At 53.9% G+C, this 23437-nt stretch carries 18 protein-coding genes; 7 read left to right on the plus strand and 11 right to left on the minus strand.

What is annotated here, in order from left to right:
- Position 1: 1 nt before the first annotated feature.
- The 3 genes from fdnG to ACMHXH_RS16795 form a co-directional block, all read right to left on the minus strand.
- Positions 2-3016 carry a formate dehydrogenase-N subunit alpha gene (fdnG, locus tag ACMHXH_RS16785; RefSeq protein ID WP_144361832.1) on the minus strand — a complete coding sequence of 1005 codons (3015 nt, stop codon included), beginning with the start codon at positions 3014-3016 and terminating at the stop codon, positions 2-4.
- A gap of 895 nt (positions 3017-3911) precedes the next feature.
- Positions 3912-4625, minus strand: a complete 714-nt coding sequence (gene ssb / locus ACMHXH_RS16790) for a single-stranded DNA-binding protein (protein WP_039033523.1) — start codon at positions 4623-4625, stop codon at positions 3912-3914.
- 33 nt (positions 4626-4658) lie between these two features.
- Entirely contained in the window at positions 4659-6026 is a 1368-nt protein-coding gene (locus ACMHXH_RS16795; RefSeq protein WP_039033524.1) for an MFS transporter, read from the minus strand.
- Between the two features lie 221 nt (positions 6027-6247).
- On the opposite strand from ACMHXH_RS16795, the gene uvrA reads away from it, so the two are divergent.
- The 4 genes from uvrA to ACMHXH_RS16815 all read left to right on the plus strand — a co-directional run bounded on the left by uvrA (position 6248) and on the right by ACMHXH_RS16815 (position 12532).
- A complete protein-coding gene (gene uvrA, locus ACMHXH_RS16800; RefSeq protein WP_039033525.1) occupies positions 6248-9070 on the plus strand; it encodes an excinuclease ABC subunit UvrA in 2823 nt (940 codons plus the stop codon).
- A gap of 7 nt (positions 9071-9077) precedes the next feature.
- Positions 9078-9428, plus strand: a complete 351-nt coding sequence (locus ACMHXH_RS16805) for a hypothetical protein (protein ID WP_144361834.1) — start codon at positions 9078-9080, stop codon at positions 9426-9428.
- 73 nt (positions 9429-9501) lie between these two features.
- Positions 9502-10560, plus strand: a complete 1059-nt coding sequence (locus ACMHXH_RS16810) for a M28 family peptidase (protein WP_335911750.1) — start codon at positions 9502-9504, stop codon at positions 10558-10560.
- 169 nt (positions 10561-10729) lie between these two features.
- The gene (locus ACMHXH_RS16815) at positions 10730-12532 is read left to right on the plus strand and encodes a DEAD/DEAH box helicase (protein WP_144361835.1); all 1803 of its coding nucleotides are present in this window, start codon (positions 10730-10732) and stop codon (positions 12530-12532) included.
- 35 nt (positions 12533-12567) lie between these two features.
- Here the strand turns inward: ACMHXH_RS16815 and ACMHXH_RS16820 are convergent, their stop codons facing one another.
- Both ACMHXH_RS16820 and ACMHXH_RS16825 read right to left on the minus strand, forming a co-directional pair.
- Complete coding sequence (locus tag ACMHXH_RS16820; protein ID WP_039033527.1) at positions 12568-12774, minus strand: cysteine-rich CWC family protein; 207 nt, start codon at positions 12772-12774, stop codon at positions 12568-12570.
- Positions 12771-13151, minus strand: coding sequence for a GFA family protein (locus ACMHXH_RS16825; protein ID WP_039033528.1), 381 nt, complete (start codon positions 13149-13151; stop codon positions 12771-12773). The genes ACMHXH_RS16820 and ACMHXH_RS16825 overlap by 4 nt, the downstream gene beginning before the upstream one ends.
- A gap of 771 nt (positions 13152-13922) precedes the next feature.
- Between ACMHXH_RS16825 and ACMHXH_RS16830 the strand changes: the two genes are divergently transcribed.
- A complete protein-coding gene (locus tag ACMHXH_RS16830) occupies positions 13923-14318 on the plus strand; it encodes a hypothetical protein (RefSeq protein WP_071477189.1) in 396 nt (131 codons plus the stop codon).
- Between the two features lie 218 nt (positions 14319-14536).
- Here the strand turns inward: ACMHXH_RS16830 and ACMHXH_RS16835 are convergent, their stop codons facing one another.
- The 5 genes from ACMHXH_RS16835 to slyA form a co-directional block, all read right to left on the minus strand.
- Positions 14537-15589, minus strand: a complete 1053-nt coding sequence (locus ACMHXH_RS16835; protein ID WP_039033531.1) for a c-type cytochrome — start codon at positions 15587-15589, stop codon at positions 14537-14539.
- 9 nt (positions 15590-15598) lie between these two features.
- Complete coding sequence (locus tag ACMHXH_RS16840) at positions 15599-16153, minus strand: c-type cytochrome (RefSeq protein WP_233962780.1); 555 nt, start codon at positions 16151-16153, stop codon at positions 15599-15601.
- Positions 16154-16441: 288 nt separating this feature from the next.
- Entirely contained in the window at positions 16442-17470 is a 1029-nt protein-coding gene (locus ACMHXH_RS16845) for a DUF2955 domain-containing protein (RefSeq protein ID WP_039033533.1), read from the minus strand.
- An 8-nt stretch (positions 17471-17478) separates the two neighbouring features.
- Positions 17479-18537 (minus strand): HlyD family secretion protein, encoded by a 1059-nt coding sequence (locus ACMHXH_RS16850; RefSeq protein WP_039033534.1) that lies wholly within the window; start codon positions 18535-18537, stop codon positions 17479-17481.
- A 10-nt stretch (positions 18538-18547) separates the two neighbouring features.
- A complete protein-coding gene (gene slyA, locus ACMHXH_RS16855; protein ID WP_039033579.1) occupies positions 18548-19015 on the minus strand; it encodes a transcriptional regulator SlyA in 468 nt (155 codons plus the stop codon).
- A gap of 350 nt (positions 19016-19365) precedes the next feature.
- On the opposite strand from slyA, the gene ACMHXH_RS16860 reads away from it, so the two are divergent.
- Positions 19366-21213 carry a methyl-accepting chemotaxis protein gene (locus ACMHXH_RS16860; protein ID WP_335911796.1) on the plus strand — a complete coding sequence of 616 codons (1848 nt, stop codon included), beginning with the start codon at positions 19366-19368 and terminating at the stop codon, positions 21211-21213.
- 83 nt (positions 21214-21296) lie between these two features.
- Here the strand turns inward: ACMHXH_RS16860 and metF are convergent, their stop codons facing one another.
- Positions 21297-22187, minus strand: a complete 891-nt coding sequence (gene metF / locus ACMHXH_RS16865) for a methylenetetrahydrofolate reductase (RefSeq protein WP_025887953.1) — start codon at positions 22185-22187, stop codon at positions 21297-21299.
- Between the two features lie 400 nt (positions 22188-22587).
- On the opposite strand from metF, the gene ACMHXH_RS16870 reads away from it, so the two are divergent.
- Positions 22588-22728 carry a hypothetical protein gene (locus ACMHXH_RS16870; RefSeq protein WP_160289558.1) on the plus strand — a complete coding sequence of 47 codons (141 nt, stop codon included), beginning with the start codon at positions 22588-22590 and terminating at the stop codon, positions 22726-22728.
- Positions 22729-23437: the final 709 nt, after the last annotated feature.

A 23437-nucleotide genomic window follows, 5' to 3' on the forward strand; every position in this document is an offset into this window, starting at 1 on the left:
ATCAGACCTCCGCCTTCTCAACGTTCACCAGGAACGCTTTGTACTCAGGAACACCCGTGTTGGCATCACCCATCTCTGTGGTCAGCACGTTACAGGTATATGCCTTCTTGGTGAGGGCGTTATGACTACCGTGACGTGGAATACCCAGGGTGTGTACCGTTTGACCATTGACTTGCAGTGGCTGCAAACGCTTGGTCACCAGAGCCTTGGTAAAGATGTGGCCACGCTTGGAGCTCACCTTCACCAAATCACCATTCTTGATGCCTTTTTCTGCTGCCAACTGCTCGTTCATTTCCACAAAGGTCTCTGGCATGGAGATCGCCGCCAAACGGCAGTGAGTCGTCCAGAAGTTAAAGTGTTCAGTGAGCGAGTATGTGGTACAGGCGTAAGGGAACTCCTCTTTGGTGCCTATGGTTTCTTTCACACCCTCAAACCAACGCAGCACTGGGCTGTGCACCACTTTAGGATGCAATGGGTTGGTCCCGATTGGTGATTCCACCGGCTCATAGTGCTCAGGGAACGGCCCTTCTTTCAGCAGCTTCAGGGCGAACAAACGGCCCACACCTTCTGCCTGCATGATGAATGGGTGCGCGCTGTCCTGTGGATTGAGCTTGGCGTTGAAGTCAGGCACGTCTATGCCTTCCCACTTGCCATCCTTCCACTCGACTATGGTGCGTTTTGGATCCCAAGGCTTACCGTTGACATCACAAGAGGCGCGGTTGTAGAGCACCCGGCGGTTGGCAGGCCAAGCAAATGCCCATCCCGGGGTTATCCCCTTGCCGGATGGATCATGGTTGTCACGGCGTGCCATCTGGTTGCCTTGCTCGGTCCAGGAACCGGCATAGATCCAACAGGCACAGGCGGTGCTGCCATCGTCCTTGAGTTCACTAAAGCTGCTCAGTTGACGGCCGGTGTTAACATCGTATCCGTTCAACTCTTTGGTCAGCTCCACCGAGCTTGGGTTATGCGGATCGGCATAGTCCCACTTGACCGCTTCCACAGGCTCAGGCAGTTTACCGCCCTCTTCGCGATACAGCTTTTTCATCTCCAGCAAAATGCCGGCCACAATCTCAGAGTCGGGCATGGATTCGCCGGGAGCATTGGCACCCTTGTAGTGCCACTGCATCCAGCGACCCGAGTTGACGATGGAACCTTCTTCCTCAGCAAAACAGGTTGTGGGCAGACGGAACACTTCCGTTTGGATACTGGCGGTATCAACTTCGTTGTAATCCGGCTCATGTTGCCAGAAGGTCGCGGTTTCAGATGCCAAGTTATCAAGTACAATCAAATACTTGAGCTTGCTCAACGCCTTGAGGTTCTTGTTGCGGTTAGGCATAGAGTTAATCGCGTTAACCCCCTGCACAATACAACCGTTGATCTGACCGCGATACATCATGTCAAGATAGCGGCCAAAGTCATACATCTGATCCCACTTAGGCAACCAGTCATAACCAAAGTCGTTTTCAGCTGTGGCATGCTTGCCCCAGAAGCCCTTCATTTGCGAGATAAAGAACTTGGGATAGTTTTGCCAATAGTTGGTCTGACCCGGACGCAACGGCTTAGGCGTATAGTGATCCAGATAAGTCTGCAGATTGACGTCTTTATCATTGGGTAGCTTAAGGTAGCCCGGTAGGCTCTGACACAGCAGACCCATATCGGTAGAACCCTGAACGTTGGCGTGACCACGCAAGGCGTTAACCCCGCCACCCAACTGGCCAATGTTACCCAACAGCAACTGCACCATCGCCATGGTACGAATGTTCTGCGCACCCTTACTGTGGTGAGTCCAGCCCAGGGCATACATAAAGGTCGCCGCCCTGTCTTTGGTGTAAGTGCTGCCAATCGCCTCACAGACCACTTGGTAGTCGTCTACCGGTGTCCCTGTGATGTTGCTGACAGTGGCAAAGTCGTAACGTTCTACGTGCTGTTTCAGCAGGTTCCACACACAACGAGGGTGCTCAAGGGATTCATCCACCTTGGCATAGCCGTTTTCGTCGAGTTGATAGAACCAGGATTCTTTATCGTAGTCGCCCTTCTCTTCATCAAAACCTGAGAACAGACCTTCGTGGAATTCAAAGTCTTCCCGCACCAGATAGCTGGCGTTGGTATAGGCCTTCACATAGTCGAAGTTGATCTGGTTGGTGGAGATCAGATAGCGGATCACACCCAGCAAGAACGCAATGTCTGTGCCTGAGCGGATAGGAGCATAGTGATCGGCCAAAGCAGCACTACGGTTGAAACGAGGGTCAACCACAATCAATTTGGCATTGTTATGTTGCATAGCTTCCGTGACCCAGCCGAAACCGACAGGGTGCGCTTCTGCAGCATTACCGCCCATAATGATCACTACATTAGAGTTCTTGATGTCGATCCAGTGGTTGGTCATGGCACCGCGCCCAAATGTTGGAGCAAGACTTGCTACCGTTGGGGAGTGTCAGTTACGTGCAATGGTATCGATGGCGACTAAGCCAAGAGAACGAGCAAACTTTTGAGTCGCAAAACCACTCTCGTTCGCCATACCGGATGAGGTCATCATCCCTGTAGTCAACCAACGGTTGACTGTTACGCCATCGGCGTTCTTCTCAATCAGGTTGGCATCACGATCGTCTTTCATCAAACGGGCAATACGCTTGTAAGCTTCGCCCCAACTGATACGCTTCCATTCATTGCTACCCGGAGCGCGATACTCAGGGTACTGCAGACGGTGCGGACTGTTAACATAGTCCACCAGGCCTGCGCCTTTAGGGCAGAGCGCCCCACGGTTTACCGGATGATCGGCATCACCTTCAATATGAAAAATGGCATGTTCAGAGTTTTTGCCACCGCTGCCTTGGCTATACATAAGCAAGCCACAACCCACCGAGCAATACGGGCAGTTGTTGCGGGTCTCTTTAGCTCTGAGTAGTTTGAATTCCCGAACTGCGGCATAAGCCTTCTCGGACAACAACCCCAGCGCAGATATGGCTGAAGTTGCCGCCCCGGCAGCGCACAGTTTGAAAAACTGACGTCTGTTCATAGCGTCCTCACACTCTTGTCGTTATGAGTTTTGATGGGGGTCACCCCTTTCGGCGGCGACCTACCGAGTGCAGTAAAATTAAAGACCACACTTCATGTAGGATTATCCTTAAAGACACTCAGGATAACAAATAATGACACGAGACCAGGATCACAAAGAGATAGCTATGACATCTTGAACCATAAAATGATATAGATACAGAACTAAAACCCAACAAATAGACTTAAAATAGTTTATAAAGCCAAAACGAACAAAAAATACACCAAAAGACATTTTGTCCAAATATATAGGTAAATTTTGTCCCATTAACGAAAAAGGCAGGATGAATAGCCATTAACTGAGGTTCAATCGACGGGAAAAAGAAAAGGATAGTGCTAAAAAAGCCGACAACTAAGACAAGGGGAAATAACTGAATGAACGAATATAACAGATAAAACAAAGTATTACATCAGTAACACCTTTACACTATCTGCAGTAGCAAACCGAGGGAGCAGAATAACCGTCATCAAGTCAAATTGACCCACCGCCTAAAAAACCATCAAACACTAAACGACAGATAAGCCACTCACAAATGTAAAGATTGTCAATTTTTACCAAAAATATCCTGCCGCTATTGGCGAATCAGGCATAGCGGGCACTGACTTGAGACCAAAAGCGCATCTGTACCTAATCAGGAAAGCATCTCAGTTAAGCGTCCATGACGCCGATAATATTGCTAAAGGCCTGGTCAGGTTCAAGGAGACGGAGCCAAACAAGCAATGGCCCGCTTTCGAGCTTCAAGCTATTACCACCAAAAGAGCCGCGACTATAGCTCGAGAGGCGCCAAGCAAAAAGCCACTGCAGTTGCAGTGGCTTTTTCTGGTATATAAGCACAAGTGCCTATCTCCAATAGACCTCAGAATGGGATATCATCATCCCAGCCGTCATCCAGATCCGGCGTGTAGTTCTGCTGTTGTGGCTGAGGCTGTGGTGCCGGACGCTGCTGTGGAGCCGCCTGTTGTGGCGCAGGCTGCTGTGGCTTGGGCGCATAACCTGAGTTCTGCTGCTGACCATAACTTTGCTGCTGCGGCGCGTTGTACTGCTGCTGTGGCTGCTGTGGCTGCTGAGCAGGCTTGGGCTGATAGCCGCCGGACTGCTGTGGCGCATTGTATTGGGACTGAGACTGTGCCTGACCACCGCCGTAACCACCTTGGTTTTGGTTCATACCACCTTGGTTCATACCGCCCTGGTTGCCGCCCTGGCTCATACCACCTTGATTTTGGTTACGGCCACCCAGCATCTGCATAGTACCGCCCATATCGACAACCACTTCAGTGGTGTACTTATCCTGACCGCTCTGATCTTTCCACTTGCGGGTCTGCAGCTTGCCTTCCAGATACACTTGCGAGCCTTTGCGCAGGTACTCACCGGCAATTTCAGCCAGCTTGCCGAACATGACAACCCTGTGCCACTCGGTGCGCTCTTGCTGTTGGCCCTGCTGGTCTTTCCATGACTCACTGGTGGCCACTGTGATATTCGCTACGGCGTTGCCGTTTGGCATGTAGCGCACCTCTGGGTCCTGCCCCAGATTGCCCACCAGAATTACCTTATTAACACCACGACTGGCCATCGAAATCTCCTGCGATTTTCACTTAAACTTAGCTTAATTGACAGAGCCTAACACAGCTCTGGCTCGTCTTAAATCGAATTGATCGTTCACCTTGAGGTAAGCGACTTTTTCTTCCAAAACCACTATGGCCTCGGCAACCCCCGGCAATTGAGAAAGCTCAGCGGCCATCTTCTGCGCCTGCTCTCGACCACTCACTTGAGCCTCTAGAGTGTAACTCTTGAGCAGCACAGGATTTTTCATTCCCAGGGTCAATGCCAGCCAGATAATCAGCAGCACCACTGCCACACTAAACACTCCGGCAGCGCCCATGATTTGATAGGCGCCACCACCGAGCAAACCGCCACAGAAGGCGCCGAGAAACTGACTGGTAGAATACACCCCCATGGCCGAACCTTTGGCCCCCACGGGACAAAACTTGGCGATCAGGCTGGGCAGCGAGGCTTCCAAGTAATTAAAACCGGTAAAAAAGGCCACTATGGCGACCGCCAACACCCAAAGACTATGGGAAAACAGCGCCATCGCCAGCAAAGATGCCAGCATGATCACCAAAGCAAACTGAAACATCCCCTTGGTATTATTGCGCTTCACGCCAATGATGATCAGCGGCACCATCAAAAAGAAGGCGCCGACAAAGGCCGGGAAGTACAGCATCCAGTGCTTTTCTTTAACAAGACCGGCATCGACCAAGTCCAGCGGCAATGCCACGAATACCGCCGTCAGCACCAAATGCAGAATAAAAATACCGGCATCGAGGCGAAATAGCTGTGGATCTTTAAGCATATTTTTCAGCTTGCCCGGTTCCGCCATGGTATCGCCCTTGGGCGCATGAGCCACAGGGTTTGGCACCAACAACTGCACTATCAGCATTCCCAGCAACGCCAGGCCCGCCGTCAGGGCAAACAAGCCCGATAGCCCAAGATGCTGCGCCACCACAGGCCCCACCAACAGCGATAAGGCAAAGGAGAAACCTATGCACATACCTATGATGGCCATCACCTTGGTGCGTTGTTCATCCCGGGTAAGATCCGCCGCCAATGCCAGCACGGCAGCGGCAATGGCGCCCATGCCCTGCAAGGCGCGGCCGGCGACAACGCCGTAGATGCTGTCGGACATAGCAGCCAAAACACTGCCAAGAGCAAACACCAACAGGCCGCCGAGGATCACCGGTTTGCGGCCAATTCTGTCTGACAGTATCCCCATGGGGATCTGCAGTATCGCTTGAGTCAGACCATAGGCGCCGATAGCAATACCCACCCACAGAGGTGAGAAGCCTTTGAGATCTTGTCCATAGAGCGCGAAGACAGGCATGATCATAAACAAGCCCATCATGCGCAGCCCAAACACACTGGCTAATGAGAACGCGACTTTTCTTTCAGTGCCGGAAAGTCCACCGTTGGCCATAGTTTTTGCCCTGGATTAAGAATTTTTTAAGGGAGCGCATGTTACCACGAAGGTTTTGAACAGCTCAAAGAGAAAAACCCAAGTCGCCCTCAGCCCTCGGCTGAGGGCTTGCTACTGACAGTATGGTGTCAGTAGCACAAATGCGTCGCCGCTATCGGCACAAGGCAAAATATGTGATACTTGTGCTCTTTTTCTCCAGTGATTAGCCAAAGTAGAGACTGATGGACAAGATAGACATCCGCGGTGCCAGAACCCACAATCTCAAGAACATCAATCTGACCATTCCCCGAGACAAACTCATTGTTATTACAGGCTTATCTGGCTCGGGCAAATCTTCTCTCGCCTTCGATACCCTCTACGCCGAAGGTCAGCGGCGCTATGTGGAATCCCTATCGGCCTATGCCCGCCAATTTTTGAGTCTGATGGAAAAACCGGATGTGGATCATATCGAAGGCCTGAGCCCGGCAATATCGATTGAACAAAAGTCCACTTCCCACAACCCTCGTTCTACCGTGGGAACCATTACCGAAATCTACGACTATCTCAGATTGTTGTTTGCCCGCGTGGGCGAGCCCCGTTGTCCGGTTCACGGCCAGCCGCTGGCGGCACAAACCGTCAGCCAGATGGTAGACAAGGTGCTGGAACGCCCCGAAGGCGAGCGCCTGATGCTGTTGGCTCCCGTAGTGCAGGGCCGCAAGGGTGAGCATGTCAAATTACTGGAGAACCTGGCGGCCCAGGGCTATATTCGCGCCCGTATCGATGGCGAGGTGTGCGATCTTTCCGACCCACCGGCGCTGGATCTGCATGTAAAACACAATATCGATGTGGTGGTTGACCGCTTCAAGGTGCGCGAGGATCTGCAGCAGCGGCTGGCGGAATCTTTCGAAACCGCACTGGAGCTGTCCGGCGGCGTGGCCACTGTGGCCAGCATGGAGGAAGGCAGCAATGAAGAGTTGCTGTTCTCCGCCAACTTCGCCTGCCCTCACTGTGGTTACTCCATGGCCGAGTTGGAACCCAGGCTGTTTTCCTTCAACAACCCCGCGGGTGCCTGCCCGACCTGTGACGGCCTCGGGGTACAGCAGTTTTTCGATCCCGATCGGGTGATCACCAACGATGAGCTGTCGTTGGCGGGCGGTGCCATTCGTGGCTGGGACAGACGCAACTTCTACTATTTCCAGATGCTCACCTCACTGGCCGAGCATTACGGCTTCGATGTGGAAACTCCCTTTGGCGACCTCCCCGCCAAGGTGAAGCAAATAGTGCTCTACGGCTCAGGCAAAGAGAATGTCGCCTTCCGTTATATCAACGATCGCGGCGATGTAGTGGTTCGCAACCATCCGTTCGAGGGGATCCTCAACAACATGGACAGACGCTACCGAGAGACAGAGTCCAACTCGGTGCGTGAAGAGCTGGCCAAGTACATCAGCAACCAGGCCTGTTCCAGTTGTGGCGGCTCACGCCTGCGCGAAGAGGCCCGCAACGTGTTTATCGGCAATATCAACCTGCCGGAATTGACCACCTGGTCCATTGGTGAGGCCAGCGACTACTTCGCCACCCTGAGCTTTGAGGGGCAAAAGGCGCAGATAGCCGAGAAGATCCTCAAGGAAGTGGGCGATCGCCTGGGCTTTTTGGTCAATGTCGGCCTAAACTACCTGAGTTTATCTCGTTCGGCAGAAACCCTCTCAGGTGGCGAGGCGCAGCGGATCCGCCTGGCCAGCCAAATCGGCGCCGGTCTGGTCGGGGTGATGTATGTACTCGATGAGCCTTCGATTGGTTTGCATCAGCGCGACAACGAGCGCCTGCTCAACACCCTCACTCACCTGCGGGACTTGGGCAACACTGTGATTGTGGTCGAACACGATGAAGATGCCATCCGCATGGCGGATCATATTATCGATATCGGCCCCGGCGCCGGGGTTCATGGCGGTGAAGTGATCTGTGACGGTGACATCAACGCCATCATGGCCTGTGAAGCCTCTGTCACCGGCCAATATATGTCCGGCAAGAAAAAGATCACCGTAGCCGGAGGTCGGGTGCCCTGCGATCCCGGCAAGATGATCAAGCTATTCGGTGCCAGCGGCAACAACCTCAAACAGGTAGATCTGGAGATCCCGGTCGGGCTGCTGACCTGTGTCACCGGGGTATCCGGCTCGGGTAAGTCCACCCTGATCAACGACACCTTCTTCAAGATTGCCCATCGCATGCTCAACGGCGCCACCGCCGAAGAGCCGGCGCCTTATGAGCGTATCGAGGGCATGGAACTGTGCGACAAGGTGGTAGATATAGATCAAAGCCCCATAGGCCGCACGCCGCGCTCCAACCCGGCCACCTATACCGGCATATTTACCCCGATCCGCGAGCTGTTTTCGGCGACTCAGGAATCCCGTACCCGCGGCTATCAGCCGGGGCGTTTCTCCTTCAACGTCAAGGGCGGCCGCTGTGAGGCCTGTCAGGGTGACGGCCTTATTAAAGTAGAAATGCACTTCCTGCCGGATGTGTACGTGCCTTGCGATGTCTGTAAAGGCAAGCGCTACAACCGTGAAACGCTGGAAGTGAAGTACAAGGGCAAGAACATTCACGAAGTGCTGCAGATGACGGTCGAGGAAGCCCGTGTGTTCTTCGATGCGGTGCCGGCCATTGCCCGTAAACTGCAAACCCTGATGGATGTCGGTCTGTCTTATATACGTTTGGGCCAGAGCGCCACTACCCTTTCCGGCGGCGAGGCTCAGCGGGTCAAACTGGCTAAAGAGCTGTCGAAGCGGGATACCGGCAAGACCCTCTATATTCTGGATGAACCCACCACAGGGCTGCACTTTGCCGATATCCAGCTGCTGCTGGATGTACTGCACAGACTCAAGTCCCAGGGCAACACCATAGTGGTGATTGAACACAATCTGGATGTGATAAAAACAGCCGACTGGATAGTGGATCTGGGGCCGGAAGGTGGCTCGGGTGGCGGCACCATTCTGGTGGCCGGCACCCCGGAGCAGGTGGCCGAGCATCCAGAGTCCCATACCGCCCGCTTCCTGAAGCCTATGCTGTGAGGTGACTGTGACAGGCAACAGACTACTGTTATTGGCCCTGGTTATCTTTATGGCGGGTTTATTGCTGGCGGCTTTTGACCCCTTGGTAGGCAACTGCAAACGCTATTTGGGTGAAGTGGTGCATTCCGGCCCGGACGGCACCACAGTCGCCCTGCCCGATGGCCGCACGGCGCTTGTGGAACCCAGTGCTCTGCCCCCGGCGACGCTGGTCACCATAGGCGCCAAGCGTCATTTGGTGTCGGGTATTGAGGTATTCAAGCTCAAGGGCAGAACAAAGGCAGATACGCCTTCGGCCAGCCACGGCGGCAATACCCTACCGCCTAGCTATCAGGGCGGCGTGGCACAAGCCGCGAAATAAGCAGGCAAACCTGTCTCGGGGAATGGTATAAACTGCAACATAGCTTGAGTTGATTACCCTTGCCGGAGGCAGGATGCCGATGACACTCTCTATTCACCCGCCGCTGTGGGCACTCTCTATTCGCCCGCCGCTGTGGGCACTCTCTATTCACCCGCCGCTGTGGGCACTCCTATTGATATTGCCGATGCTTGCTGCCGGTTGCAGCAGTTCGCCAGAACGCTGCGGCGCTGAGATTCAACTGAACTGGGCCGAGACAAAGCAGCTGCAACAGGATGTCGAAGTACTTGCCTCGCCCAGACTGCAAGGTCGGCGCAGCGGCACCCAAGGTGCTGCGCTCAGCCGCGAGTATCTCACAGAGCGCTTTGAACAAATCGGCCTGCAGCCGCTCTCTTCGATATTTCCGCCCCTGGCCGAGACTCTGAGCGGCTTTCAACACTCATTCAACTATGTCGATGGCTTTGCCGACGCTCGGGGCATCAACCTGCTGGGCTGGCTACCGGCAGCCCGGCCGACCACTGAGTGGCGCCTGCTGATTGCCCACTATGATCATCTGGGCGATCGCGGCCCGGGCTTTTATCCGGGGGCCGACGACAACGCCTCTGGTGTGGCAGCCTTACTGGCCATCGCCCAAAGAGTCAAACAAGCGCCCGGTCGCTACAACCTGCTGTTTATTGCCAGTGACGCCGAAGAGCCGGGACTCTATGGCAGCAAGGCCTTGGTGAGCGCATTACAGCAAAGCGGTTTTGCCGAGCACATCTCGCTGGCGGTCAATCTGGATATGATAGGCAGGCCCGGGCTTCCTTATGCCATCTACCTCGAAGGCAGCCGCTATTTCCGCCACTATGATGACTTCAGCGACTATCTGATGGCGGGCACAGGGCTGTGCATTCGCCCCAGTCATCCGCGCCCTATTGGTCGCAGCGTTCAGCGCAGTGATTGGCTCAGGGCCTCGGATCATTACCCTTTCCACCGGGCGGGGCTTCCCTGGCTCTACTTCGGTGTCCCTGCCCACGCCCAGTACCATACCCGTGATGACACGCCCGACAGACTGGATTATCCTTTTATCGGCGCCGTGGCCGAAGCAGCCGATCTGCTGCTGCGACTGCCATCGGAACAGTTACAAAACCGATAGTTGGCCTACTATTTGCTTTAAATTTGCCATAAAAATACCTTTAATCGTGGAAAATAGCAGATTTCGCTGTTATAATCTGGCGTTTTCGGTGCGGGAAATCGACACGGGGTTGATTTTCTGTCTGTGAAACTTTCTGCGTCATCCAGACGCGTCCACAAGGCTACAACCCATGTCATCCAGTGAAAAAACTTTCCGAGAACTCGGCCTCTCCGAGGCGTTGCTGCGTGCTCTAGATGAGCTCGGCTACGAGAACCCGACCCCAATTCAAGCCGCGAGTATCGCCCCCCTGATGGCGGGCCAAGATATTCTCGGCCAGGCACAGACAGGTACAGGTAAAACCGGTGCCTTCGCTCTGCCTCTGCTTAATGCAACAGATCATAACCTCAACGCACCGCAAATTCTGGTGCTGGCACCAACCCGCGAACTGGCGGTACAGGTAGCTGAAGCTTTCTCCAGCTATGCCAAATTCATGAAAGGTTTCCATGTACTGCCTATCTATGGCGGTCAAAGCATGCACCAACAACTGCAGGCGCTGCGTCGCGGCCCTCAGGTAGTCGTTGGTACACCAGGCCGGGTCATGGACCATATGCGCCGTGGCACCCTCAAGCTCGACAGCCTCAAGGCTCTGGTGCTTGATGAAGCCGATGAAATGCTGAAAATGGGCTTTATCGACGATATCGAGTGGATCTTGGATCATACTCCGGCCGAGCGTCAGCTGGCACTGTTCTCTGCCACTATGCCTGAGCAGATCAAGCGGGTTGCCAACAAGCACCTGAACAACCCTGCCACCATCAGCATTGCCGCCAGCCACACCACGGTAGACTCCATCGAGCAACGCTTTGTACAGGTGTCCCAGCACAACAAGCTGGAAGCCTTGGTACGTGTGCTCGAAGTGGAAAACACCGAAGGTATCATCATTTTTGTGCGTACCCGTAACTCTTGTGTGGAACTGGCCGAGAAGCTGGAAGCCCGCGGTTACGCCTCATCACCACTGCACGGTGATATGAACCAACAGGCCCGTGAGCGCGCCGTGGATCAACTCAAGTCCGGTAAGCTGGACATTTTGATTGCCACCGACGTTGCCGCCCGTGGTCTGGACGTTGAGCGTATCGGTCACGTGGTCAACTATGACATCCCTTACGATACCGAAGCCTATGTACACCGTATCGGTCGTACCGGCCGCGCCGGTCGTACCGGGATGGCGATTCTGTTTGTGACCCACAGAGAGATGCGCATGCTGCGCACCATTGAGCGTGCCACCAACAGTCGTATTTCCCCGATGAAGGTGCCAAGCCCTGAAACTGTGGCTGAGCGCCGTCTGTCTCGCCTTGGCGAACAGGTTGCTGCCACCATAGCCAACGAAGAGCTGGACTTTATGAAAGGCGCTGTGGCTCAGCTGTGTCAGCAGTTGGAAGTGGACACAGATATTCTGGCGGCCGCACTGCTGCAACAGGTACAGCAAGAGCGTCCGCTGCAGTTGCCTCCGATCCAGGAGCGTCAGCGTGACAGCCGTGATGAGCGCAGCTCACGCGACGATCGTGGTTCACGGGAAGATCGCGGTTCGCGTCGTCGCGACTCTCGTCCGGTTCCCGGCGATCTCGGCAAGGCCGAATCCCTGAAGGATAACCCGGATCTGCAGATGTGCCGTTACGTGCTGGATGTGGGTCGTGAGCACGGCGTGGGTGTGGGCAATATCGTAGGTGCCATCGCCAACGAAGCCAGCATAGACAGCCGTTACATAGGCCAGATCCAACTGTTTGACTCTCTGACTACAGTCGATCTGCCTGCCGGTATGCCTAAAGACGTACTGGCGCACCTGAAGAAAGTTCGGGTATGCGGCAAGCCTATCAATATCCGTGAAGCCGGTAGCCAGAGCTTCGAAGGTGAACAGCGTCCAGCTCGTCGCCCTCGCAAGCACTCAGGCGAACGCCGTCCGGATCGTAAGCCCCGTCGTCGTGATGACCGCAGCTGATCCTGCGGATTAAATAGACTCGGTAAAAATGCCGCTCACTCATGGTGAGCGGCATTTTTCTTTATATTGATTAAGCAGTGTCGGCAGATACAACTGTGCTTGGGAATATCCCGCAGCGCCAGTTCCAGGTAACTGAAGTCGGCCTTCATGCACCAGCAAAGCGCAGGATCGGTACCGGCCGCCATGGCGCATTGGTTGGCTTGTTGGCATACAGGACAACGAGCGGCGGACTTTTCGGTCATGAAGCCTCCCTGTCAGCAGGATGATTGATGCCATCCATCACGGGAGCATCCTTGAAAGCAAAGGGATCCAACTCGTCAATGCACCCCAGATTAACGCCATACTCCTGTGGATTCGAGCGCCTTTGATGATGAGTATAGATACCGCAGCGACTACAGAAATAATGTTTCGCGGTATGGGTATTGAACTGATAACAGCTGGTGAGCTCTGCGCCACTCACCAGCTTGAGATTAGCCAAGGATACAGAGGCTACCGGCGCACCACGGCGGCGACACATGGAGCAATCACAACGGCGAACATTGTTCACTCCTTCGGGAAAAGTGAGCGCCAACTGAACCCCGCCACAATGGCAACGGGCAATATAGTGAGTCTGAGTCATGACAATCCTTGTAATCCTGATTGAACGGGCAAGCTTAATTAGGGAAGGTGCGAACAAGTCTCATGTGTGCTCTGCGTCGGCTTATGGGCCTGGATGCAAGGCGTGGTTCGCAGCAAATGGTCATAGTCCTTTGTAAGAAGCACAACACAGCAGGCAGATCTGTAATCTGGGCTTTCACAGTAAAACGGCATACGGCCTATTTCATCTTGCCCCAAGGTACACTGCTTGCCAATAGACAGAAGCTGAACTGCCAAGCCAAAGAAAGTAATCACCCTGACAAAGAGTAAGCATTTCCCCCGATATTGCTGCAGCCAATAGCCAAGACTCCCCATCATAATGGAGCAAACTGCGACCCACATCTGCTGCGCCCCCTGCTCAAGCCAATGCCGAATTTCAACCCCAGAAGTCGGTGATAAGGCGCAGCGACCACCGCCTCAGTATAACGCTAAGCATAGTAACCCAGGGACTTTCCGCCCCTATCACAGCGAGGATTTGTCATCAGCGCTAGAGAGTTGCCAACGAGTGTTTCTGATCGCGAACAAAGAACCTGTCACCGGACAGAAACAACCAATCTCATTGATTAGCTGAGTTTTTAATTTATTTTTAAGGAAGCATTTTTCGGTTATAACCCTATGGATCCCATGCCACAAAATAGGTAGACTGGCCCCGGTTTACCTCCTTGGAAACAAACCAAGGGATATGATTTGGGGGCGTAAATCGGTTGCTTGAGTAGCCAGTACGCGCTCTCCTCAACTTATAGAGAAGGAAATAATGGGTTTACAAGAAAAACAATGGAAGCGCTCTATCGAAGAGCAGCATGTGGTTGAGTTCAAACAGGACATGAAGAGCATTCTGGATGCCGACCTGGACGTAACCTTTGACTGGGACAGCTTCGACAGCGCCAAAGAGATCATGTACGTGCCCACCTATGCACTGGATCGTGTCAAATCCGCGTTCAGAGAACTCGCCAACGACCAGGACGCCAAGGAAGAGATTGTTGCGCAGATCAAGACTCTGCATATCAAGAACATCAACGACAATGCCGAAGAAGCCAAGAATATGCGTATCGGCGATGGCGTTTTCGCTCTCGAAGTCGGTTTCGGCGGCAACCACGCCTGTGTCTTCAACGACACAGCTATCCGCCAGTACCTGGAAAATAACCTCTGATCATCCGAGCAGAGCGTGATGCTTAGGCTCATCTCCGTTTGAGCCCATCAGTATCCAAGGCCGGTCCTCCCCTGAGACCGGCCTTTTACTTTTTAATGGCTTCAGTCAGTCAATTACCTCCCCCGGGCCAAAACCACAGAGTCAAGTTCCCAACCCTGTACTACCAAATAAAAAAAGCGCGCCTGCTATGGCGCGCCGAATAGATTAAGGCTCTTGCCTTACGACTTCTTGGGGAAGATGGGATAAGCCTCTTTGCCCAGCAAGGTACCCTTTACCTCTTTACCGTAGTAACCGGCATGCTTGTGATACTTGCCTTGGGTTTCCTCGAGCTTTCCTTTGAAGCGGGGATCCTGAGGACGTTCATGGGAGTTGATATAAGCGGCTACATCCCAAGCTTGTTGAGTGGTCAGCTGCATACTCTTGCCCAGTGGCATATTCTCGTGGATAAAGAAGGCAGCCGTGTTGACCCTATGCATTCCGGCGCCCCAGTTAAAACTCTGCGGTCCCCAAAGCGGTGGCAAGGCATACACACCGGCTATCGCTTGCCCCTGACCATCGGCGCCATGACACGCCTGACAATGGGCCTGATAAACCTGCTCACCGCGGGCCGGATCATAAGCCAACTCAGGTTTGGGTATTGAAGGATAACCCCGGCCCGGCAGATTGGCGCGTTGATCTACCGTCAACTGCTGCTTAATGGCTTCAGGGATGGGGAAGTCTTCCCGTTTGCCGCCCTTGATAAGCTCGGCATCGGCCAGTTCAGGCACTTCGCCTTTGACACCGTATTGATCCATCAAGCCACCTACCCCAAGCCAATAGGCATAGGCAGACAGGGCCACCAACTCAGGGCTGCCGCTCTCTGGCGCCTTGCCATTCATTGAATAGGTAAAACAGCCCTGAATACGCTCTTCGAAGCTGTTGACCTTATCGTTCTTCTTCCGATAGGCAGGATAAGCGAAATAAGCGCCCCAGATAGGAGAAGCATTGGGCTTACGGCCGGCATCCATATGGCAATTGACGCAGTTCAGCTCATTGCCGACGTATTTGTCGCGCAGTTGCTGAGTATTGACAAACAGCTGATAGCCCTTGCGCACCTTATCACCAAAGGCACCGGCCGGAATCGCATCCAGCGGTCTGGGGATCAGATATTCCTGCCCTTGTACCTTAGGTGATGATGGCAGTTGCGCCTGGCGATCGGGCAGATTCTCGGCCTGGGCCTGAGCTGTCATTGCGGCCACAGCACCCATGATAAACAGAGTAGATTTTTTCATGCTGCGTCCTTACTTGAGATTGGCAAAATAGCTGGCAATAGCATCGATTTCGGCGCTGTTGAGCTGTTTGGCAACATGCTCCATCATGCCATCGACATCGCCTTTACGGCTGCCATCCTGCCAGGCTTGCAGTTGAGTCTTGATATAACTGGCTTGCTGACCGGCAAGCCTGGGGAAAGTGCCACCACCCAGGCCGGAAGGGCCATGACAAGTCACACAAGCGGGTAGGTTCCGGGTCCAGTCGCCCTGGTACACCAGTTTTTCGGTCGGATCAGCAAATACCACCTGCTCACCTCTGAGCTGGGGTTTGACTTCAGCGACGCTCTGGGCCGCGAAGTAATCCGCCACCTGGCCGATAACCTCATCCCCTTGCAGGGTCATGGCCATGGGCGTCATGGTAGCGTTTTGGCGGGTTCCAGCCTGAAACAGCTTGATTTGTTGTTGAATGTATTGGCTGGAAAGTCCAGCGAGTCTTGGGCCCAACGGCTCTACGCCCTGTCCCTGAGGGCCGTGGCAACTGCCACAAAGCGCGGCCTGCGGTGGCATAGCCGGCTCTGCTGCCATGGCTGTCCCTATGGACTGAGCCAACAGCAACAGACCACCTGCGGCGAGCGTGATTGATTTCATCTGTTATCCCCCAAAATGAGTAAGTGCTATAGCATAGATCCAAATCACATATATGAGAAGTTTGCGATAAATATCAAAAAAGCAGCGAAAACGGCCATAATCCAGATGTCATAAGGTTTGCAGCTCAAATAAATCTTCGGCTTTGAAATATTTGCTTACGATTTGAGTTTTATAAAAAACCCTTTTCTAACAATGTATTGGATAACGATTCTCGTTTAGAAGTCATTACTCTCCAAAGCGGGTCGTCTCAAAGCTATTGAGAAAATGATGTAATAGATAACAGGCCAACAAGGTACCGACTATGGCCACCAGAATGCTACTCACCCGATACAGGGCACTGAAGATCAGATCATTGCCCGGAGTCAGATATTGGCCGAACAATATTCCCAGAGTGGTCATGGCACCAAAGCCCACCGCCGAGCCACTGGCCTCTTTGACATGGGCCTGGGCAAACAACAAAGTACCGAACCAGAGCATAGGTACGACCAACAAAAGCACACCGGACCAGTCATACAGCAAGAGTTGCACCGCCATCCCGTATACCACCCCGAGCACAGTACCCATAGCCCGTTTGCGGGCATAGTCGAGGGCACCGTTCCAATGCATGGGAAACAGCAACAGCAGTGTAGTAGCCTGCGCCGACATGGAGTCGCGCAGATCAAAGGCCTGGAATATCAGAAACGACAGGGTTGCAACGCTGGCCCCCATCAGCGCTTCATGGCGCATTCTGTGGGGCTGTTTGGGCCCGGGGACATAAGCATTGCGAGGTTCAACATCCGGGATCAGCACTGTCATCAAATAAGCTATCAGCACAGACAGCACACTGGCCCAAAAGTTACCGAAGATGAGGTCGTTAAGGTCGGTATCAGGATAGCTGGCAAAATGCAGCATAATGCTGAGGCTGATCACTCCATTGGCACCAAACAGAAACAGGGCGCCACGGGACATACAGGCAAAGCGATACAGAAACAGCACAAAGACAATCAAGGTCATCAGTGCCGGATGACTGCCAAACAAACCGCCTATGATGCCCACCTCAACCCCACAGACAACAGCCGCGGCCAGTAACTGGCGCGCCGCATGGCCGTTCATCACTGGCACCAGTCCCAGCAACAACATGGGGATGACAGTATAAAACACCCCGTAATTCCAATTCATCAGCTTACAGATCAGAAAGCCGAGGCTGGCGCCGGTGGCGATGCGCAGGCACTGGCGCAGCTCATTCTGAGTCAAGGGGTGGTGACGCAGGATCATCGGCCACCTCAATAGATGTAGTGCAGCAGGCTGACTGCCTTGATCTGCAGCTTGGCCATGAAACGATAGAAACTATTGTCCGGCAGCAGTTGTACGGTGGCTCGGGAACCGGCCGCCAACCTGGGGTATTCTTCACTCTGGAGTTCAAAGTGCAGTCGCAGACGCTGAGCGTCCCGCACCCAACGATCTGACTCGGTCGGCGTCGCCAGCATGCCGTTGGCATCGAATTGTCCAGCGCTGACACCGGCATCGCGGCTGCTGACTCTGGCAGGGTAGAGTCTGCCTGGCTCGGCATCGAACGCCACCCAGGCTTCAGTGCCCGACTCAACTCCCCTGAGGGTTTTCTCGCGAAAATCGGCAATGATATCCATCTGCTCCGACACCAGAGCCAATACGGGTTGGCCCTTGTTGGCCATGCTGCCACTGGCCAGTTGTAGGTTGGTGACTATGCCTTCGTGTTCTGCCAGCACCTTGGTGTAACTCAGATCCAATTCTGCCTGAGCCAAACGGCTGCGGGCCTGGCGCAACTTGAGGTTCTCTGTCCCGGCTGTTCCCCGGGAAACCTTGAGTTTAGCCAGTTGTGCCTTGGAGGCTGCCAACTTGGCTAACGCCGAGCTGGCATCAGTATCGGCCTGATCCTTAAGCTGGCGTGACACACCATTGCTGGCATAGAGGGCATCCAGGCGCCTGGCCTCACGTTGTTTCTGTTGCAACATGGCCTCATTGGCGCTGACATCTGCGGCGGCGGCCTCTATGGCTGCATCCAGCTCGGCGTTATCCTGCACCGCCTGCTCCAGCGCCAATTTGGCCTGCTCCAGCGCGAGCTCAAAAGGAGCCGGATCTATGGCGAAGAGTAACTGCCCGGCCTCTACATGTTGATTGTTGGCTACAGCCACAGATTGCACCGGGCCACTCACTTGGGGCGCTACCTTGACCACAGTGCGGGTCGCCATCGCCTGTGGCGTCAGCGGCATCTCCAGATCCGCCAACATGAAATAGGCAAAGACCAGCACAAAGCCCACCATGGAAAATTTAACGAGTCTGGCAAATTGTTGATCTGGCGTCATAAAGTCTCTCTCATTTCGCTTGCTCTTGCTGCAGCTGATGTTGGGCGTTATCGCAAATCCTGGTGATCACAGCTTCAAAATGAGCCAGCTCATCCGGATCTATGCCCGCCAACAACTTGGCCCGTACCTGGATGATCCTGGCCTCCATGGAGCGAATAACTTCCTCACCTTGGGCCGTCATGGAAACGATGCGCGCCCTTTTGTCATGCTCGCAGCTGTGGCGAGTGATCAACCCCTGCTGCTCCAGCTGACCCAGGGTCCGCATCAAAGAAGGCAATTCAATTTCCAGCGACTCGGCCAACTGCTTTTGACTGATATGGTCGCCCATGCGTCTCAGCTTCCATAGCACGGTCCAACGAGGATGGGTCAGCCCCAAAGGCGCCAATTCATTGTCGGCGACCATGCGCCATAAACGGTGTAAACGCCCCAAGCGCTCTCCCAGAGAGGTCTCTGTCAGCTGTTCTATATATTTGTGCATCTTGATTAACTGGTTACTTAGCAGGCTAAGCATTTTACTTATTTAGCCTGCTAAGTAAATAGCCGATCGAAAATAAACCCGATCTGCCTCGCACATCTGTTCAGTAAGTAAACGGATCTGGACAAAAATTTGTCATAAGTCGCAATTACTTAACACTAGTAGCACTATAATTATTCAACCTTGTTTGACCCTGGGAAGGTACAATGAGCCCGGCGCAAGGTCGTGGCGATCACCAGGCCACGTCAAGCCGCCGCACTCGTTTCATCCCCCCATGCCTGGAGGCTAACTTGTTCTCACATCTAAAAATCGGCACTCGAATCGTGCTGGGGATCTGCGCCGTACTTATCGCCATGATGAGCTTTATCATGCCCTTGGTATTGTCGGAATTTTCCAGCCAAATTGATAATGCCGAGCAGCGTGAACTGCATAAGCTGTATCAAACCGCGATTGCTGAAATAGATTCTTCAGGCAAATTGGCTGAGGCGTTGGCTACTGTGGTGGCCAATACCCCGGAAATGCAGCAAGAATTCGCCTTCGGCGACAGGGATTCACTCAACAACCGCAGCCAACAACTGTTTGTCCCGTTGAAACGGGATTTTGCCGTGCAGCAGTTTCAATTCCATCTGCCACCGGCCACCTCCTTCCTCAGGGTACATAAACCGGAAAAGTTCGGTGACGATCTCTCAGGGTTTCGCCAAACCGTAGTGCAGACCAACAACAGCAAGCAGCCGATAATGGGGCTCGAGAAAGGGGTGGCTGGCCTCGGGATCCGCGGCCTGGCTCCAATGACTTATCAGGGACAACACACAGGTTCGGTTGAGTTTGGCATGTCATTCGGTCAACCTTTCTTTGATGCCTTCAAACAGAATTATCAGGCCGAAATTGCCCTGCTGACACCTGACAGCAGCGGTTACCGCCGTTTTGGCGGAACCTTTGAAACCGCGGCTTTCAAAGACACGGCGCTGCTGCAGAAAGTACAACAGGGAAAAGCTGACAAGTCTTTGATAAGTTTGAATAGCAATAGTCATGTCCTCTACCTGCATCAGGTGACTGACTTTTCCGATAACCCCATTGGCGTACTGGCGATCGCCATGGATCGCAGCCACTCGGAAGCCAGCCTCTGGTATATCAAACTCAAGTTGGTGGCCATTGGTGCCATAGCGCTGTTGGCGGGCGCCGTTATCGCCTTCTTTATCGCCCGCAGCATCACCCGCCCTATCGCGCAAACCACCAGCGCCATGGAGGATATCGCTCAAGGGGAAGGCGACCTGACCAAGCGTATCGAAGTGAGCAGCAAGGATGAAATTGCCGATCTGGCACGGGCATTCAACCTGTTTGTCGCCAAAATCCAGCAAACTATTCAGCAGGTGACTCAAGCCACTGACTCACTGGCAACCTCAGCCGAAGAGATGTCCGGCATCACCAGCGACAGCCGCCACAGCGCCGAGCAGCAGCAAAGGGAAACCGAACAAGTGGCTACCGCCATGAACGAGATGGCCGCCACGGTTCAGGAGGTCGCCCAAAATGCCACAGTTGCCGCCGACTCGGCAGAGCAAGCCGATGCCGCCACAGATTCAGGTAAACAGGTGGTCAACAGTGTGGTTGAGCTGATGGCCGGACTGGAGTCAGAGATCCGTGGCGCCGCGGCTGCTATCGACAAACTCGAGCAGGACAGTCAGGCGATAGACTCAGTGTTGGAAGTGATCCGCAATATTGCCGATCAGACCAACCTACTGGCACTCAATGCCGCCATTGAAGCAGCCAGGGCCGGCGAACAAGGACGGGGTTTTGCCGTGGTAGCCGATGAAGTACGCACCCTGGCGAGCCGCACTCAGGCATCGACAACCGAAATTCAGCATATGATTGAAACCCTGCAACAAGGGGCGCAGTCAGCCGTCGGTGTGATGCAAAGCAGTAATCAAACCATGGATAAGTGTGTCGCCGAAGTGCAAAACGCCGATGCGGCTCTCAATGAGATCCGCGCTGCAGTTTCCGCTATCACCCAGATGAATATCCAGATAGCCAGTGCCGCCAACGAGCAGTGCGCCGTCTCGGCCGAGATCAATCGCAATCTCAACAATATCAATGATGGAGTGGCTCAGGGCAGTGAAAGTGCTGCCCAGATAGCCGTCGCCGGTGAAGAACTGGCACAGCTATCGGTACGCCTCAAACAGCTGATTGGCCAATTCAAGGTCTAATCCTTTCACTAAAAACACACTAAAGACAAGCCCACCAAAATAGTGGGCTTCGTTTTTATCCGCTTAGCCGTTATCAAAGGCCTTCACTTGCCGGGGCGTACTCCCAGTGTATGGCAGATGGCATAGGTGAGCTCGGCACGGTTCAGGGTATAGAAGTGGAAGTCTTTCACCCCTTCACGGGAAAGTACCTTGACCATGTCGATGGCCACGTTGGCCCCCACCAGCGCCCGGGTACCGGGATCGTTATCCAAACCTTCAAACTGGCGGTGCAGCCATCCAGGCAAAGACACATTGGTCATGGCGGCAAAACGCTTGAGCTGGTTGAAGTTGCCCACAGGCAATATTCCGGGAACAATTTCCACATCGATGCCGGCGGCCACACAACGGTCGCGGAACCTGAGATAAGACTCCACATCGAAGAAAAACTGGGTGATGGCACGGCTGGCACCGGCCTCAATCTTGCGTTTCAAGTTGATAAGGTCGGCTTGGGCATTAGCCGCATCCGGGTGCACCTCTGGATAGGCGGCTACCGAAATATCAAAGTCGGCGACCGAGCGCAGCAAACGCACCAGATCCGAGGCGAAACGTGTCGGCTTGGGACTGCCTTCCGGCAGATCGCCTCGCAGCGCCACTATGTTACGAATACCGCTGTTCCAGTAATGACGTGCCAACTCCAGTAACTCTTCATCACTGGCATCCACCAACGTCAGGTGCGGCGCCGCCACCAGCTCGGTTTCCTGCTGGATCCGTTCGATCACGCTGTGAGTGCGATCCCGCACCCCTGAGTTGGCACCATAGGTGACAGAAACAAACTTGGGATTCAGTGGCTCCAGGCGTTGAATTGAGTTCCACAACAAGGTTTCCATCTCAGGCGTTGAGGGCGGAAAGAACTCGAAAGAAACATTGATGTCGCCGTTGAGCTCAGACAAGCTCTGGTTCAGCGAGTGCGCATGTTGTGCGTGATGAAAAGCCATTGAAAATTCCCTCAACTATCTATCTGGACGTTTGGACGTCTATATGTCCACATACTAGAGAAACTGTCCTTGAAGTCAAGCCCAAAGATGGCTTCAAAGGTGTATTTATCTTAATCAGTATAAAAGCCACTAATGAGTGTTTCTGCAAAGCCTCGGTTTTACGCCTGGGGAGCGCTTTCGCACAAGTTATCCTGTGCCTGGAAAATAGGCGTATGTCTGCAAATCGCTCAAATATTTCAAGCTGCTCAGGACTAACAGAGTTGCACCTATTCCCCCTCGGTGTCGCCGAAAGCCGTTGGCGCAAATAACGTGGCTGAGGGCGAATGCTCGCCGGTGGCGAGTGTGCTTATGAGCGCGAGCCAAGGAAGGCGAGCTGGCCTTTATCCATGGAAGGATTTGGATGCCGAAGCAGCGACAGTCGAATCAGGGGCGAGTGTCGCCTAGCGACGAGCTCACGAGCGCGAGACAGGATGTTGAGCTGGATAAGAGTCACATGGATGTGACTCTGAGCGTCTGGCGCGATAGCGAATTGGCATCATAAGCACAAGGGGTTTTCCGCTGCGTCGCGGGTCGCTGGGGGTTTGGAAAGGGGGCGAGTCGATACAGCCCCCTTTCCTCGGGTGTGGGGCGGCGAGAGTTGCGTAACAACGTGCTTTCGAGCGAAAGCCAGGGATGGCGAACTGGCCTTTGTGCATGGATGCATTTGCTCCACGACTTTAGGCCGCTGGCACAGCGGCTATCATAGCTTCCAGCTAAGAGTATCTAAGTTAGTATTGGCCGAGCTTCCGGCGACGGATGTTACTCATTGCCTGCCGCAGGCTTATGCACAGGCGATCCTGTGACATGGCGAGAGTTGCGCAGCAACATGCTTTCGAGCGCGAGCCAGGGACGGTGAGCTGGCCGTTAAACAGGGACGTTGTTGTGAATACGTCCTTGTAGCCTCGACGAAAACGTCCCTGTTTTCGACGGTCACAGTTCCGCCTATGCCTGATAATTAGGTGTATGTCTGCAGCTTAAAACAACTCTGTGTGGAAAGAATTGCACCAATTCCCCCTTCGGAGCCGCCGCTGGCGTTGTTGCAAATTGGCGTAGCCGAGACAGGGATGTCGAGGCTCGAAGGTCGAGCAGGGCGAATGTTGCTAGGCAACAAGCTTCTGAGCGCGAGCCAAGGAAGGCGAGCTGGCCGTTATGCATGGATGCATTTGGCGAGTCCTGAGTGTAGCCAATTTGTTTCATAAGCCAGCGGGGAT

Origin of the sequence: Shewanella sp. BJSY2023SW001, from assembly GCF_047314685.1 — a bacterium.
GTDB classification, from domain to species: domain Bacteria; phylum Pseudomonadota; class Gammaproteobacteria; order Enterobacterales; family Shewanellaceae; genus Shewanella; species Shewanella indica.